13 protein-coding genes and 1 pseudogene are annotated in these 16,041 nt (G+C 69.5%); 11 read left to right on the top strand and 3 right to left on the bottom strand.

Translation table 11 applies throughout. The annotated features are described in order from the left end of the window. Positions 1-51: 51 nt before the first annotated feature. The 3 genes from IRZ30_RS09440 to IRZ30_RS09430 form a co-directional block, all read right to left on the bottom strand. Positions 52-324: a DUF5808 domain-containing protein gene (locus IRZ30_RS09440; RefSeq protein WP_294084737.1), complete on the bottom strand. Its 273-nt coding sequence runs from the start codon at positions 322-324 to the stop codon at positions 52-54. A 74-nt stretch (positions 325-398) separates the two neighbouring features. Beyond that, positions 399-2,048: an amidohydrolase gene (locus IRZ30_RS09435; RefSeq protein WP_294084736.1), complete on the bottom strand. Its 1,650-nt coding sequence runs from the start codon at positions 2,046-2,048 to the stop codon at positions 399-401. Positions 2,049-2,113: 65 nt separating this feature from the next. Then, the gene (locus IRZ30_RS09430; RefSeq protein WP_294084735.1) at positions 2,114-2,785 is read right to left on the bottom strand and encodes a protein-L-isoaspartate(D-aspartate) O-methyltransferase; all 672 of its coding nucleotides are present in this window, start codon (positions 2,783-2,785) and stop codon (positions 2,114-2,116) included. Between the two features lie 307 nt (positions 2,786-3,092). Here IRZ30_RS09430 and rny point away from each other — a divergent pair, with 307 nt between their 5' ends. From rny to IRZ30_RS09375, 11 genes and pseudogenes are all read left to right on the top strand, one after another. After that, a complete protein-coding gene (gene rny / locus IRZ30_RS09425; protein ID WP_294084734.1) occupies positions 3,093-4,625 on the top strand; it encodes a ribonuclease Y in 1,533 nt (510 codons plus the stop codon). Between the two features lie 431 nt (positions 4,626-5,056). Further along, a complete protein-coding gene (locus IRZ30_RS09420; protein WP_294084733.1) occupies positions 5,057-5,476 on the top strand; it encodes a stage V sporulation protein S in 420 nt (139 codons plus the stop codon). Between the two features lie 99 nt (positions 5,477-5,575). After that, the gene (locus tag IRZ30_RS09415) at positions 5,576-6,427 is read left to right on the top strand and encodes a PHP domain-containing protein (protein WP_294084732.1); all 852 of its coding nucleotides are present in this window, start codon (positions 5,576-5,578) and stop codon (positions 6,425-6,427) included. Positions 6,428-6,619: 192 nt separating this feature from the next. After that, positions 6,620-7,717: a PIN domain-containing protein gene (locus IRZ30_RS09410; protein ID WP_294084731.1), complete on the top strand. Its 1,098-nt coding sequence runs from the start codon at positions 6,620-6,622 to the stop codon at positions 7,715-7,717. 44 nt (positions 7,718-7,761) lie between these two features. Next, a complete protein-coding gene (gene ispD, locus IRZ30_RS09405; RefSeq protein WP_366945337.1) occupies positions 7,762-8,418 on the top strand; it encodes a 2-C-methyl-D-erythritol 4-phosphate cytidylyltransferase in 657 nt (218 codons plus the stop codon). Beyond that, complete coding sequence (gene ispF / locus IRZ30_RS09400; RefSeq protein WP_366945338.1) at positions 8,418-8,888, top strand: 2-C-methyl-D-erythritol 2,4-cyclodiphosphate synthase; 471 nt, start codon at positions 8,418-8,420, stop codon at positions 8,886-8,888. Before ispD ends, ispF begins: the two co-directional genes overlap by 1 nt. A 33-nt stretch (positions 8,889-8,921) precedes the next feature. Next, positions 8,922-9,371, top strand: a complete 450-nt coding sequence (gene dtd / locus IRZ30_RS09395) for a D-aminoacyl-tRNA deacylase (protein WP_294084728.1) — start codon at positions 8,922-8,924, stop codon at positions 9,369-9,371. Positions 9,372-9,671: 300 nt separating this feature from the next. Further along, the gene (locus tag IRZ30_RS09390; protein ID WP_294084727.1) at positions 9,672-12,404 is read left to right on the top strand and encodes an EAL domain-containing protein; all 2,733 of its coding nucleotides are present in this window, start codon (positions 9,672-9,674) and stop codon (positions 12,402-12,404) included. Positions 12,405-12,682: 278 nt separating this feature from the next. Further along, on the top strand, positions 12,683-13,552 hold the full coding sequence (locus IRZ30_RS09385) for a zinc ribbon domain-containing protein (RefSeq protein ID WP_294084726.1): 870 nt from the start codon (positions 12,683-12,685) through the stop codon (positions 13,550-13,552). Next, positions 13,549-15,330 (top strand): hypothetical protein, encoded by a 1,782-nt coding sequence (locus IRZ30_RS09380; protein WP_294084725.1) that lies wholly within the window; start codon positions 13,549-13,551, stop codon positions 15,328-15,330. Before IRZ30_RS09385 ends, IRZ30_RS09380 begins: the two co-directional genes overlap by 4 nt. Positions 15,331-15,347: 17 nt before the next feature. After that, a pseudogene (locus IRZ30_RS09375) lies at positions 15,348-16,041 on the top strand (hypothetical protein); the annotation flags it as partial.

The raw sequence follows: 16,041 nt of genomic DNA, 5'->3' as shown, positions 1-16,041 counted from the left end.
CCCCTCTCCCACGAGGGGAGAGGGGGAGTTGCGGCGATGGGTGGTGTGGGATCAGGCGATGAGGGTGAGCGCGCGGCGGCGGAGCTGGTAGAGGTTGATGGCCCAGCCGACACCGAAGGCGCGGGGCGTGATGATGCGCTCGTCGTCAGGATTCCACCAGGCGGCCTTGATGCGCTCCAGCGTGGGAACCCGGAAGTCGTAGGGTACGAAGGCGACGTTCCCCTGCCAGGTGCGCTCGCTGGCCGGGCGTCGGAGTTGCTGCACGACGGCCGCGACCACCAAGCCAAACATGATCCAGGGCATCAGCTTCCGGACTCGCTCCATTGTGTTCCTCCCTGCCTGTACAGTGCCGGTGTTCGCTCCGTCAATCCCGATGGCAACGCGCGTGCCGAACCGAGTCAGCCGGTGCGTTCCCAGACCCAGCGACCACCGACCATGGTGCGCAGCACCCGCGTGTCGCGCAGTGCCTCGTCCGAGACGGTCAGCGGATCACGATCGACGACGATCAGATCCGCGAGCTTCCCGGGTTCGATCGACCCGCGGGTCGCCGCGTCGCCGGTGGCGGCGGCTGCCCAAATTGTATAGCTGCGCAGCGCGTCGGCACGGCTGATCCGCTCGGCCGGATCCAGGTCGCGCCCGGTCACGGTGCGCCGGGCGACGGCGGCGTACATCCCGACGAAGGGGTTGAAGTCGGCAATCGGGGAATCGGACGTCCCGGCGAGGGGGACGCCTGCGCGCAGGTAGCTGGCCATCGGCATGGCGCGGGCGGCGCGCTCCGGCCCGACGCTGGCGACGAAGCTCTCGCCCAGGTGGACGAGGAACGGGTTGCTGACCAGGGCCGGGATGCGGTGGCGGGCCATGAGCGCGATGGCGTCGTCGCTCGGGAAGTAGGCGTGGTGCACCCGGTGGTGGACCCTCCGGCCAGGCGCGGCCTCGAGCGCGGCGGCATAGGCACGCACGGCCAGGTCCTGCGCCGCGATGCCACAGGTGTGGGTGTCGATGGAATAACCGAGGTCGTGCACCCAGCGAACCAGATGAGGGTACTCCTCGGGGTCGACGACCCATTGGCCCACGTTGTCCGGCTCGTCGACGTAGGGGATGTCCATGCGGGCGGTGCGGTCGCCGATGCCGCCGTCGAGCATGATCTTGACACCGTCGATCCGCAGGAGATCGTCGGCCTCGTCGGGCCGTGAGCGGACGTCGGCGATCCAGCGCTTCAGCTCCGCCTCGCGCTCAGCCGGGACGTAGCCCCAGGCGCCGAGGAGCATGAGCGTGCGGATGGTCAGCTCGCCCCGCGCGCGTAGGGTGCGGAAGGCGGCGATTCCGGCGTCGTCGAGGCCCGGTTCGGCGACGCCGACCAGCCCGACCGCGTTGTAGGCGCGGCAGGCTGTGGCCACCGCTGCCACCAACTCGTCGGCGGTGGGTGCCGGGATGGCGTCGAGGATAAGTGACTTGGCGCGGTCGCGGAAGAGCCCGGTGGGTTCACCGGTGGCCGGGTCGCGCTCGAAGCTGCCGCTGTAACGCTGGTCGCGAGGCGGGTCGGGTGTCTCACGGGTGATGCCCGCGGCGGCGAGCGCGGCGCTGTTGGCGACGAGCTTGTTCCAGACGCGGTGGAGGACGACGGGGTGGTCCGGCGCCGCGCGGTCGAGCTCCCAGCGGGTGGGGTGGCGGCCCTCGGCGAGCAGGCTCTCGTCCCAGCCGCGCCCGATGATCCAGGATCCAGGTGGGGTCGTGCGTGCCCGGGCGGCGACGCGGTTCAGGATCTCGGAGATGGAGCGGCAGTCGTAGAGCGTGACCTGCTGCAGGACCTGTCCGGTGGACAGCAGGTGGTTGTGCGCATCGATCAGCCCCGGCAGGACGACCGCACCGCCCAAATCCTCGATGATCGTGCCGGAGCCCGCAAGCGCGCGGATCTCACCGGTCGGTCCCGTCGCCAGGATGCGGTCGCCACGGATCGCGACAGCCTCGACGATCTGGAATTGCGGGTCGACGCAGACGATGCGGCCGTTGACGAGGATGCGCTCCGGCGCGCCCGGTGACGTGCCCATGCCCACTCCCTTTCCTGCACTGGTTGGCCATGCGGGGAGATGGTAGCCGATACCGGGGGCGGACGCTACCAGGTCTGCTCGTCCTCCTCCGGTCGGGGGGCGCCGGGCACGAGCGGGACAAAGCGGACGGGGCCGAGGCTGCGGCGCTGGAGCCGCCCTTGGTGGCGTTCGATCACCAGCAGTTCCTGCTCCTCGGTCGGGCCAACCGGGATCACCAGGCGCGCGCCGTCGTCTGGGGAGAGTTGCTCCAGCAGCGCAGCGGGGATCTCTCGTGCGGCCGCCGTCACCAGGATGCGATCGTACGGCGCGGCGGGTGGCCAGCCCTCGGACCCGTCGGCGACGATGATCGCGACGTTTCGGTAGCCGAGCGCGTCGAGCCGCCGCTTCGCCTGGATCGCCAGCGACGTGTGGCGCTCGATGCTCAGGACCCACCGCGCCAACTCGCACAGGATAGCGGTCTGGTAGCCCGATCCGGTGCCGATTTCGAGCACGCGCTCGGTGCCGGTCAGGCGCAGCGCCTGCGTCATCAGGGCCACGACCAGCGGCTGGGAGATAGTCTGGCCGGCGCCGATCGGCAGGGCGTGGTCGGTCCAGGCGACGGGACGGAGGGACGGGGCGATGAACCGCTCCCGCGGGACGGTCGCGATGGCCAGGAGCACGTCCCGATCGCGTACCCCGGCCCGGTTGAGCGAGCGGAGGAGATCCTTGATCTGCTGGGTTCGGGGTGATTCGGGCATCGCCAGATTTCCTCGCTTCCGCTGATCGCCGCGGGAAGCGTGCCACGGTGTCACGGAATCGGCAAGGGGCGTGCCGGCTGACCGAGCCTGTGCGCAATAATTGTGCACGTGCGTGGATCGTGCGCAGGGCGTCGGGGCGCGATTTTCCTTGACATCGCTGGAAGCCGGCATCTATGATTCGGGAGGATCTGCGCTCAGGGTGAGAGATCCCCAGCGACGCGGCATGCGAGAGGCGGGCCGCGTTCGTGGCGCAGAACTTTTTGGAACCTTAACAACCGAACGGTCCAACGGACGAGGAGTGTACCGCATGCCGACCGAAATCCTGGTCCTCCTCGCGGCGCTCGTCGTTGGCATCGTCGCCGCAGTCGCGACGCACCTCTACCTGCGCTCAACCGCGATGGCGAAGGTGCAGCAGGCTGAGGCGGAGATCCAGCGACGACTCGACGAGGCAGAAGCCAAGCGCCGGGAGATGATCCTCGAGGCCAAGGACGAAGCCATCCGGCTGAGGGATGAGCTGGAACGGGAGTACAACCAACGCCGCAAGGAGTTGGAGCGTATCGAACGCCGGCTCCAGCAGAAAGAAGAGCAACTCGACCGGCGACTGGAAGGGCTGGAGCGGCGTGAGCGCCGGGCACAGGCGCGGGAGCGCGAGCTCGAAGAGGCGCGTGAGAAGCTGCAAGACATCGAAGCCGAGCGCCGAGCCGAGCTGGAGCGCGTCGCGCAACTGACGACGGACGAAGCGCGCAGCTTGATCCTCGAGCAGACCGAGCGCGAGATGCGCGAGCAGATGAACCGGATGGTTCGCGAGATGGAAGCCGAGGCCCGGGCGGAAGCCCAGCGGCGCGCGCAGAACATCCTCGCCACGGCAATCCAGCGCATCGCGTCCGACTACGTTGCCGAGACCACCGTCTCCGTTGTCTCCCTTCCAAGCGACGACATGAAGGGTCGCATCATCGGGCGTGAGGGTCGCAACATCCGCGCGCTCGAACAGGCCACCGGCGTCGATCTCATCGTCGACGACACGCCGGAGGCCGTCACGCTCTCATCCTTCGACCCGGTGCGGCGTGAGATCGCTCGCCGGGCCCTGACCAAACTCATCCAGGACGGACGGATCCACCCGGCGCGCATCGAAGAAGTCGTCAACAAAACGCGCCAGGAGGTGGAGCAGATTATCCGGGAAGAGGGGGAGCGGGTGGCCCTGGAGGCCAACGTGCAGGGCTTGCATCCCGATCTGATCAAGCTCCTGGGTCGCCTGAAGTACCGCACTAGCTACGGTCAAAACGTTCTGCAGCACTCGCTTGAAGTGTCCCTAATCGCTGGTGCGTTGGCCGCCGAGCTGGGGGCCGACGTCAACGTTTGCAAGACGGCGGCTTTGCTCCATGACATCGGAAAGGCCGTCGACCATGAGGTCGATGGGCCGCACGCGCTGATCGGCGCCGATATCGCCCGGCGACTGGGTCGATCGGCCAAGATCGTGCACGCGATCGCCGCACACCACGGTGAGGAGGAGCCGCAGACCGTCGAGGCATTCATCGTTGCCACGGCGGACGCCATCAGCGGCGCGCGCCCCGGTGCGCGGCGCGAGATGGTCGAGGCGTACATCAAGCGTCTGGAGGCGCTGGAGGGGGTGGCGAACTCCTTCCAGGGGGTCGAGAAGGCCTACGCCATCCAGGCCGGGCGCGAGGTCCGAATCCTGGTTCAGCCGGACAAGGTCGACGACCTCGGTGCGATGCGCCTGGCACGCGACATCGTCAAGAAGATCCAGGAGAGCCTGGAGTACCCCGGTCAGATCAAGGTCACGGTCATTCGGGAGACGCGCGCCGTCGAGTACGCGCGTTGACCGGGGCATTGTGATCCCGAAGCTAGCGAACGCCGGGATCGGGCACGTAACATGCCCGCTTCCGGCGTTTTCCGTTCTGAGAAGCGAAACTGGCTGCCGCACAAGGAGATCATCCGGTCGCTGGCCGGTTGACGGGCTCTCAAAGGCTGTGGTAAGCCTTTCCCCGGGAAGCGTCTGGGGTGGGCCCATGTGTGCCTGCGTCAGGCCGGGAGAAGGCGGCACGACCCGCCGGGCAACGGCGATGCAGCCGGCCCAGCGATCGCATGCGGGGAGCCGCGCTCTTCGACCGCGGTGGCCGTCTTCCCAGCCAGGTGATGTTCGACGGAGAATCGTGGGAGGGGTGCGAGCGACAGAACCAGCACGACGTCACCTCGTTTGAGCTACGGTACACTGGGGCAGAGCGACCGCGGTCGCTCTGATGGAGGAGCAGGATGGATCGGTTCTTCAGCAAACTCGATCTGCGCGATATCAAGATCGATCCCGAGGCGAGCTTTCCGCCGGACGAAGATGCGTACGAGTCCACGGAGTCGGCGAGCACCTGGGACGGGGAAACGGGTGACTCGACCGCGGTGGCGACTGAGACGCGGCGCAGCGACGTCCTGAAGGTTTCGGCCCGGTCCCGGCCGAGCGCGGTTGCCGGAGCGATCGCCGGCGTCGTGCGGGAGTCGGGGCGTGCCGAGGTCCAGGCGATCGGGGCCGGCGCGACCAACCAGGCCGTGAAGGCGGTTGCCATCGCGCGGGACTACCTGGCCGAGACCGGCATTGAGGCCGTCTGCCTGCCGGCGTTCATCGATGTGACCATCGACGAGGAGAACCGGACCGCCATCCGGCTCATCGTAGAGCCGCGCTAGGGCCGAGCGCCCGCGTGGCGCCTCGCCCGCCGTGCTGCCCATCGGCTGAGCGCGACCGAATTCAACGTGATGGGCGCTAACGGAGGGTACCGACACCACATGGCAGCGACGGGCGAGCCACTCTCCATTGTTGATCTTCACACACATACCACCGCATCCGACGGTGTCATATCCCCCGCTGAGCTGGTCGCACTGGCCGGCCAGCGGGGGCTCCGTTTCCTCGCCGTGACCGACCACGATTCCACCGACGGCGTCGATGAGGCGATCGCTGCGGGCCAGCGCCTCGGCGTGACGGTCATCCCCGGGATCGAACTGGGCACCGAGACCGAGCACGGCGAGGTGCACCTGCTGGGGTATTTCATCGACCACCGCGACCCGGTACTCCAGGAACGGTTGACGGAATTCCGCGAGGGACGCGAGCGCCGCGTCGCGCGGATCGTGGAGCGCCTCGGTGAGCTCGGTATGCCGATCGACCTCGGGGAGGTGCAACGGCTGGCCGCGGGTGGCTCGATCGGTCGTGCCCACGTGGCGCGGGTGATGGTCGCCGCCGGGTACGTGGACTCGGTGGACGATGCCTTCGAGCGCTACCTGGCGTTCGGACGGCCGGCCTACGTGCCGCGACCCCGGCTGACACCGCGTGAGGCGGTGGCGCTCGTCCACCAGGCCGGCGGCGCGGCGGTCCTTGCCCACCCCTACACCGTGACCGACGTGGAGGAGACGCTGGCCGACCTCGTCGCCGCCGGCCTGGATGGGATCGAGGTCTACTACGCCGTGTACAGCGACGAGCAGCGCGACGCGCTGCGCGACCTGGCGGACCGCTATGGTCTGATCCCCACCGGGGGGAGCGACTATCACGGCCCGGGCCAGCAGGAGGGGCGCGAACTGGGGGCGGCCCCGGTGCCGCTCGAGACCGTCGAGCGACTGCGACAGGCGGCGCGGCGCACGCGTTGACCGTCGCGATAGCCAGGTGCTACACTCCCATCCGGGGTGCACGTATCACCTGGGAGCGTTATTCCGAGGCCGGCCACGACCCGCTCCCTGCGTGGCAGAGCCTTCCCTCCCGTCCGGTCTCGGTGCGGACAGCGCCGGCCGGAGTCGCCTGGCCGCTCGGCCGGGGCATTTCTAGCATTGAGGGTGCTCGTCATGGCGGACCGACGCGGCCGCGTGCAGCGCGCCAATTCGACGCTTGGCCGCGTTCTGCGGTATTTGGGGCTGCTCGTCGGGATTGCCATTGGGTGGCAGGTCGGCTCGATCCTCCGGCCGGAGGGTCCGCTGGACGACTACTACGGGATGCCCATCCTCTTCGCCGCGGCCTTTGGCGCGCTCCTGTTCCTGGTTGCTCCCTATGTCACGCTTGGATTCTTCGGTTGGCTGCGCCATGAAATTCGCGGCCTGCCGGCGATCGATCTGGTCGCGGCGGGGTTCGGGCTGCTCGTCGGGGGCCTGATCTCGTCGCTGCTGGCCTGGCCGATCTCGTTGCTCCCGAGCCCGTGGGGCCAGGTGTTGCCGTCGCTGGCCGCCGTCCTCATCTGCTCGCTTTCGGTCGTCGCGTTCGTCACCAAGAAGCGCGAGATCCTGGGGATCCTGGGCCGGCGCTCCAATCAGACCGACAAGGTAGGGGAGCCCATCGAGCGCGGCAGGATGTTGCTCGACACCAGTGCCATCATCGACGGCCGGGTGGCGGAGCTGGCCCACCTGGGGTTCTTCCGCGATGATCTGGTCGTCCCGCACTTCGTCCTGCGCGAGCTGCAACTGGTCGCCGATTCTTCCGAACCGTCCCGGCGTGTCCGGGGACGGCGCGGGCTGGACATCCTGGAGCGTATGCGGCGTGACGAGCGAGTGCGGCTCGAAATCAGCGACCTGGACGCTCCGGAGGAGTCCGACGTTGACAGCAAGCTGGTCAAGCTGGCGGCGACCTATGGCTTCACCATCCTCACCGGTGACCAGAACCTGGACCGGGTCGCGGGCCTGCACGGCGTGACGGTGCTGAACCTGCACGAGCTTGCGCGTGCCCTGCGGCCGGCGATCGTGGCCGGGGAGGAGATCCCGATCAAGATCATCCAGCCGGGCCGGGAGTACGGCCAGGGGATCGGCTTCCTCGAAGACGGCACGATGGTGGTGGTCGAGGAGGGCAAAAGCTACATCGGACAGGATGTGACGGTCGTGGTGACGCGGACGTTGCAGACGGGAGCCGGGCGCATGGCCTTCGCCCAGCTCAAGCCGGTGGAGACCACCTCGTGAGTCGCTGCGGAGCGGTGATCGCAGCTGCGGGACGCAGCCAGCGCATGGGCACCGCACTCGACAAGACGGTCTGGCCCCTCGCGGGACGCCCGGTGATCGGCTGGGTGCTGGATGCCTTTGCGGCCGCGCGCGGCATCGACGAAATCGTCGTGGTTGCCAACACGGACAACCTGGAGGTCGTCCGCGGAGAGATCGACGCCCGGCCGGAACTGCCACCGGCGACCGCCTGCCTGGGCGGCGCGACGCGCGCGGAGTCCGTCGCCGCCGGGGTCGCTCGCCTCAGTCCCGACGTGGACCTGGTCCTGATCCACGATGCGGCGCGGCCGCTGGTCACGCCGGAGCTGATCGAGGCCGGGATCGCGGCAGCCGCGCGCTGGGGAGCCGTCGTCGCGGCCGTCCCCGTTGCCGACACGATCAAGCAGGTTGGACCGGACGGGCAAGTCCTGACGACGCTGCCGCGCGACGACCTCCGGGCGGCCCAGACGCCGCAGGTCTTCCGTCGCGACTGGCTGTTGGCCGCCTACGCCGATGCGGGTACCGATCTGCACGCCTTCACCGACGAAGCCGGCCTGCTCGAACGGTCCGGGCGGGTGGTTCACGTCTATCCCGGAAGTCATGAAAACCTGAAGTTGACGACGCCGGCCGACCTCACCGTTGCCGAGGCGATCCTGCGGCGCCGCCTCGACGAGGTGGTGCGGTGATCCGGACCGGCATCGGCTACGACGTGCACCCCTTCGCCGAGGGCCGGCGTCTGGTGCTCGGTGGCGTCGAGATCCCGGCGGAGCGGGGGCTCGCTGGGCACTCCGACGCCGACGTACTGTTGCACGCCATCGCGGACGCGCTGCTCGGCGCGGCGGGGCTGGGCGATATCGGCCTGCACTTCCCGCCTTCGGAGGCGCGCTGGCGTGACGCTGACAGCCGTGATCTACTGCGCCGCGTCGTGGAGTTGCTCGGCGAGGCGTGGCTCATCGCCAACGTCGATGCCACCGTCGTCGCCGAGTCGCCGCGCATCGGGCCGTATCGAGAGGCGATGCGCGCGACGATCGCTGCCACGCTCGGGATCGAGCCGGAGCGCGTCAACGTCAAAGCGACGACCAACGAAGGGCTCGGCTTTATCGGACGCGTGGAAGGGATCGCGGCCCTGGCGATCGCGACGCTGCAGCAGCGGTAGCGCCTGGGGCAGGGATTGCGGAGAGGGAGAGGCATGCGGGTACTGATCCAGCGGGTCAGCGAGGCTGCGGTGCGGGTCGACGACCGGGTCGTCGGAGAGATCGGGCCGGGCCTGCTGCTCCTCGTCGGCGTTACGGATGGGGACACCGAGGCCGAGGCCACCTTCCTCGCCAACAAGGTGGCGAATCTGCGCATCTTCGAGGACGAAGAAGGTAAGATGAACCGCTCGGCCCTGGAGCTGGGGCTGAGCGCGCTCGTCGTTTCGCAGTTCACCCTGTACGCCGACACCCGCAAGGGCCGGCGGCCCAGCTTCATCCGCGCTGCCGCGCCGGAGGTCGCCAGCCCCCTCGTCGATCGTCTGGCCCAGCAACTCCGAGAGCTGGGGTTGACCGTCGCTACCGGCGAGTTCGGCGCCCACATGCATGTCTCGCTGGTGAACGACGGCCCGGTCACGATCTGGCTCGATACGGACGAGCTTCGCTGATTCCGGCCACGACGCTCACGGTACGTTGGTCCCGCCTTCCTATCCAGCCGGCCCTACTCTTCGGAACGATCGGCCTCCCGAGATTGGACTGATGGCCCTCTGGAATGGCGCCCCGTGCCGTGTATGTTCCGCACGGAGCCGCACTCACGTGGCACGCACCGGCGTGGTGTCGCTGCCAGTCCAAACTGGGTACGGGGGTGGCGATTGGACGAGGGAGGCTGGGTCCGCCCAAGGCGTCTGGGCGCACGTCTGGGAAGCGCACGGGACGTAAGGCGCCGTTCATCGCCGGGGCGCATCCGCGTGGCCTGGCCGCGCGAGTGGTCCCGGCGTGTGCAGCTTGTGCTGCTGGCCTGCATCGGTCTTCTCGCGCTGGGACTCACGCTCACGACGGCGCTCTTCCCGGGCGCGGCGAGCGGGCGACTCACACCATTGTTCGCCGGGCTCGGAGCCGCCAGCTTCGTCTACCGCTGGCTGCGGCGATACCGGGGCGCGCCGCCTCGACCCCTCTGGACCGTCCTCGAAGCCTTCTCAGTACTGTTGGTCACCGCTGCGGGCGGCGCGCGGCTGTCGCCACAGGGCCTGCTGGCGCTTGTGCTGATCTACGCTGGGCTGTGTTCTCGCTCGCTCGGTGCGTCATGGCTTCAGGTCGCCGGCGGCGTGGTGCTGTACCTGGTGGCGCACGTGGCGGGAGTCGTCGCCGCCGCGTCGGGCTCGCCGGCAGGCCCAGAGCTGCTCGCTGGGCTGCTGCAGGCGCCGGGGTTTGCCGTGTCGGCGGTGGTGTCTCGCCTGCTGGCAGAGGCGCTGGAGCGGCACGAGCGTGCCGCGGCAGGCGAGCGAGTCCTGCTGCGTGCCGGAAAGACGCTCGCGGGCATGTCGAGTCCCGAGCAGGTGTTGGAGTCGGTCGTCGAGGCGCTCCAGAGCATCGCCGGCCCGGCTCCCGTGGTGGTGCGGGCGGTCGCGCTGGTGGCGGGCGGTCGTTGGATCGAAGCGGCTGCCGAGCCGGGGAGGGGTTTTCGCCTGGGCCCGGCGGATCCGCCGTCGCTTCCATGGACGTACGCGGCCGACCTTCAGAGCGGTCGGGCTGTCGCGTGTGCCCTTGGGGAAGCCGAGCGGCTGGCGTTCGGGATCGATGAGCCAGCCAAGCACGCCGTCGTCGTGCCGCTGGTCAATGCCGGGCGCCTTGCCGGGCTGATCGTCGTCGCTTCAAGCCCGAACGTCCCGGACGGGTTGCGCTACGCTGCCGAGGCCCTGGCCCAGCCCGCGCTTGTGGCGCTCAACCGGCTCGCGTCGACCGACGACCTGCGTCGCCGGGAAGCCTCCTTCCGGGCGTTGGTGCAACACTCGTCCGACATGCTCCTGATCGTCGGCCCGGACTCTCGCATCCGGTTCCTGACGCCCGCCGTGGAGCGGCTGCTCGGCTTTCGTTCTGCCGATCTGGTGGGGCGACGGCTGGTCGAGCTGGTTCATCCGGATGACGCGCGAGCGGTCGCCGCGTTCATCGACCGGGCGGCGGCGACACTAGGGCGCTCGGGTCCGGCCGAGTGGCGCTTCCGGTGCTCGTGCGGTTCGTGGCTCCATGCAGAAACGGTCGCAACCAACCTGCTGCGCGACACCCGTGTCGGCGGGATCGTGCTTACCACGCGCGATGTCACGGAGCGGAAACGGGCTGAGGAGGAGTGGCGGCACCGGGCGTATCACGACCCACTCACGAACCTCCCGAATCGCGCCTTCTTCATGGATCGCCTCCAGGCATCGCTCGCGGCGGGGCAGCGCCGGAGCGACGCGGTGGCGGTCCTCTTCGTGGACCTCGATGGGTTCAAAGAGGTCAACGACAGCCTGGGCCATGGCGCCGGAGATCGGCTGCTGGTCGAGCTTGCCGACCGGTTGCGTCGCGCCCTGCGCGAGCACGACGTGATCGCACGCCTCGGCGGCGACGAGTTCGCCATCGTGCTCGTCGATGTCGTGGAACCGCGCGACGCCGTGCAGACGGCCGAGCGGATCCTGGACCGGCTGCGGGAGCCGCTCGTGCTGGAAGACCAGCCCATCCCGATCAGCGCGAGCATCGGCATCGCGCTGGGCACGCCGGGCCGCGATCGGCCGGACGCGGTCCTGCGGAAGGCCGACAGCGCGCTCTACGCTGCGAAGCGCGCCGGCAAGTCGTGTTACGCCCTCTATGACGAGCAACTGGCGCGTCCGGCACTGGAGCAGGGGGAACTCGGGCGGGAGCTTCGTGGGGCGCTGGAGTCCGGCCGGCTCACGGTCTACTACCAACCCCTCGTCGTGCTGCGCGATGGACGGATCGGGGAAGTCGAAGCGCTGCTGCGCTGGGATCACCCGCAGCGCGGTCTGCTCCTTCCCTCCCAGTTCCTCGACCTGGCGGAGGACACGGGGCTGATCTTGCCGATCGGCTACTGGGCGCTGGAGGAGGCGTGCCGCCAGGTCCGGTCCTGGCAGCGCAAGCGTCCGAGCACGCTGCCGCTGACGCTGGCGGTGAATCTCTCCGCCCGGCAACTGCGGGAGCCGGGAATCGTGGCCGCGATCGGGCGTGTGCTGGCGCGGACCGACTTTGACCCGCGCCACCTCCGTGTGGAGGTCAGCGAGGCCGTCGTGCTGGCGGAGCCGGACGCGGTGAGAACCCTCCAGGCGCTGCGTGCGCTCGGGGTGCGCATCGCCATCGACGACTTCGGTGCGACCGCGGCGGCGCTGACACCCCTGACCCACCTGCCGGTCGATGCGTTGAAGATCGACAGTGCCTGCGTGGCCGCGCTCGGCGACGGGGCACGCGAGTCGGCTCTGGTGCGCGGCGCGGTTGCCTTCGCGAAGGCACAGGGTCTGACCATCATCGCCGAAGGGGTGGAGACGGCGGCCCAGGCGCGCCAACTCCGCGAGCTTGGCTGCGACCGAGGGCAGGGCTACTACTTCTCCGGGCCGTTGACCGGCGAGGAGCTCGCTCGCTTGCTCCGCAGCGGCGTGTGGGGTGCCGATGGTGACATCGAGCTCGCCGCGGAGCCCCTGGTCGCGCGCGACGGCTAGACCGGGCATCCCGGCGGGAGCGCCAACGCGGAACTCGTGACAGCGAGTCACACGAAACGCGCAAAGCCCCGGGCTGGCGTCGGCCCGCTTCGGCGGACGAATCGCGGTGCTACATACCCCCGATCTCCCGTTTCAGGACTTCTAGGCTAACGTGCCAATCTCCTGAGCAATGATAGACTCGAATCGCGAAGGGACAGGCTCGACGCCTCGACAACCCGGCCCCCTCGCCGGCGAGCGGCGCGAGCGACGGACGGCTTCGAAGCTAACGGGAGGTCCAGGTGTATTGCGCACAATGCGGCACGAGCAATGATCCCGGTGGCGACACCTGCGATGTGTGTGGTGCCCCGCTGACGGCTGAAGCCGGCCCGGAGCGCTGCCCGTCGTGCGACGCGCCGATCTCCGTCCATGACCGCTACTGCCGGTCGTGTGGGGCCTCGCTGATTGGTCCGGATGCCGCCCGGTACGAGCCGGGGCCGAGCTTTGTCGACGACTCCAATCTGGAGGTCGACCCGGCGACGCTCCCACCCTGGCTGCGCGATGTGGTCGGCGGCTCCGTCGCCACCGCCCAACCCGCGGCTGAGTCCCTCAACGGTGAGCAGATGCCGGAATGGCTCCAAACGCCGCGCCCCGACTTCGGCCCGTCCGGGACGCCGACGGTCCAGGTCACGGAGACCAGCAGCGAGCCGGCCGGGGCGGCAGGTGGATTCTCCCTGATCGGTGAGGATGACCTGCCGGAGTGGCTGCGGGCGCTGGGCGACGAGGAATCGGATGCTCCGGCCGCTCAAGTGCGCGACGCGTCGCCGGCTCCGGTGGCTGCGGTTGCGGAGGTGCCGCGCGTCAGTCGTGCCTGGCTTGAGCGGCCACGGACGATCGATCCGGCAGCGGAGGCGTCGGCGCGCCAGCAGTTCGCTCCGCTCGAAAGCGAAACGGTGACAGGACATGTCGCCCTCCAGATGCAACCCCCGGTGGCGGTTGCGCCCGCGGCTGTGAGCCCCGCAGAGCCGGCACCCGCTGGTCCGGTCGATGTGGTGCGGCCCCGGAGCGATGCGGAGCGGCGTAAGCGTCGGGTGCGCATCCTGATCCTGCTGCTGGCAATCGCCGTCCTGGTCCTTCTGCTGGTGCTCTACATGGGAGGCAGCCTGCAATGACCGGGATCAACGTGGAGCGCTCGAGCGAGATCCGGGGCGGCGTTGACGTCTACCCGACGCCGGCAGGGGAGAGTGGCCCGCAGACGCGCGACGCGGTGCTGGTGGTGGATGTCGATGGAGCTGCTGCACGGGCGCTGCTCTTCGACATGGTCGAGGGGGCGCCGCGCTTCGTCGCGGTGGGGGTGAGCAGTTCAACGGCCGTACCGCCGTTGGGTGACCCGGCTCCCGGGATCGTCCGGGCCATCCGTGATCTGGAGACCCAAACGGGTCGCGCCCTGTTGGACGGCGAACAGTTGATCACCCCGCAGCGCCCGAACGGCGACGGGATTGACGCCTGCTTCCTGACGGGGATGCCGGTGCCGCCGCTGCGCGCTGCCCTGATCACCGTGGGCCAGTCCGACCTGCGCCGAGAACTGGCGTCTGCGGTGCGGCGGACGACGACCGTTTTGGCCGACTCCGGTGAGGATTTGCCGGAAGGGGACGGGACCGTTTCGTCCACGGCCCTGCGCGAATGGCTGGCGCAGGCCCGCCCGGAGACCGTCGTGCTGCTTTGCGCGGGCGGCACGCCGGACGATTGGACGGTGGTGCTCGATGCGGTGGCCGACCTGGCACGCGACGGGGTTGTGAAGTCAGGAATCGTCGTTGCTGACGACGCGCATCAGCAGCAGGCGGCGACTGCGCTCGGCAACATCATCGACCTCAGCGGGACCGACCCGAGCGCGGTGGATACGCGCGAGATCGCGAGCGCGTTGGAATCGGAGCTGGGTGCTGCCTACGCGCGGCGGGTCAGTGAGGCATTCACCGGGAAGCTGCTGGCGGCAGCCCGGTTCGTGGATCGCCCGCGCGCGATGCAGTCGGTCACGGCGTTTCTCAACCGACGCATGGGACGGAACGTCCTGGCCGTGTCGATGAGCGAGGGCACCATCCTCCATGCGGCGGTGGGGACACGGGGCGCGGCGGTGCACCGCGCCGAGCGCGACCTCAGCGGCGGGGTACGGTCGCTGCTGGCGATCCCACCCGAAGACGTGCTGCGCTGGCTCCCGGCACGGACCTCCACCGAGGACGTCACGCAGTGGATCCTCAACCGTGCCCTTCGACCGTTCACGGTCATGGAATCCCAGGCCGATCGGCTGATGGCCGCGGCGCTGCAACGGGAGTTGCTGGCGCGCCTGGTCCGTGATGCCGGCTTGTCCGAGCAGCCGGACGTGGATCTGATCGCGGCGGGTCCGGCGTCCCCGGGCGAATCCCTCATGCTGACCGTGCTGACACTGCTCGACGGCATCCAGCCGACGCCCGCCGCGGGGGTGGTGTCCGTGGCGGCGGACCTGGAGGGGATGATGGCGCCGGCGGGTGCCATCGCAGCCAGTGACCCGGCATACGCCCGCGAAGTTCTGGAACAGGACTTCCTCACGCCGCTCGCGACCTGCATCGTAATCACCGGGAGCGCCCCGGAGGGCGCGCTGGCGGTGCGCGGCGAGCTCCGGCGCGAGGGCGGCGAGACCACCCGGTTCAGCGTCCCCGCCGGGAGCTTGCACCGCCTGCCGCTGCCCGAGGGGGAGTCCGCCACGTTGATCCTGGAACCGGAACCGGGCTTCGCCGTCGGGAAGCGCGAGCCGGGTGAAGTGGTCCGGCTGGAAGGTGAGCAGCAGGTCTTCGGGGCGGAGCTTGGCATCATCATCGACGCTCGCGGCCGGCCACTCACCCTGCCGGACGACCGTGAGGCGCGCGTGGCGCGGCTGCAATCCTGGCTTGCCGACCTGGGTGTGCCGGCGGAATAGACGGAGGAAGGGGCCGTATGGCGCTGCAGGTGACGACCTTCGAGCCTGTCATCGTCGAGGACGCGGTCTTCCTCATTGAGCGCGTGGTCGGGACCGCGGCTGACGTCTCGGCGCGCGTGAACGACCTGGTCGAGCCGGGGACGAAACTGGCGACGGCGTCCAGCGAGGCCGGTCGGGCCTTGACGCTCCACCTGGCGCGGGAACTGGGCGTCGCGCCGAACACCGTGTCGCGTTACCTGACCAAGCCGATTGGCTCCGCGTTCCAGGCGGGCGAGGCCGTGGCCCGGACGCGGCGCGGGTTGCGCGTCATCACCGCCGCAGCGCCGATCGCGGGGACGTTGACGGCCGTCGACGAGGCGACCGGGACGGCAACCCTGACCCCGGAGGCTCCGGCCAGGGAGCTGCAAGCCCTGGTCTACGGTCAGGTTGACACGGTGCTGGAAGGGCGCGGCGCACTGATCCGCGCCGGCGGCGCCCGGTTGCGCGGCACGTTCGCCGTGGGCGGCGAAGTCTGGGGTCCGCTCAAGGTGGCGATCGACCGCCCCGACCGGGAGTTGACCCCGGACGCCATCACGCCCGACCTGGCCGGAGCGGTGGTGCTGGGTGGGATGACTCTCGGCGCTGCGGCCATGCGCCGCTTGGCCGAGGTCGGCGCTCGGGCCGTGATCGTTGGCAGCGTCAGCGAGGCCGAGGTGCGGCGCGTGCTCGCCC

The sequence above is a fragment of the Sphaerobacter sp. genome, from assembly GCF_019683595.1.
Taxonomy (GTDB): Bacteria; Chloroflexota; Chloroflexia; order Thermomicrobiales; family Thermomicrobiaceae; genus Sphaerobacter.
Note: the sequence above shows the minus strand (reverse complement) of the source record. Positions and strands in the feature narration are given on the sequence as shown.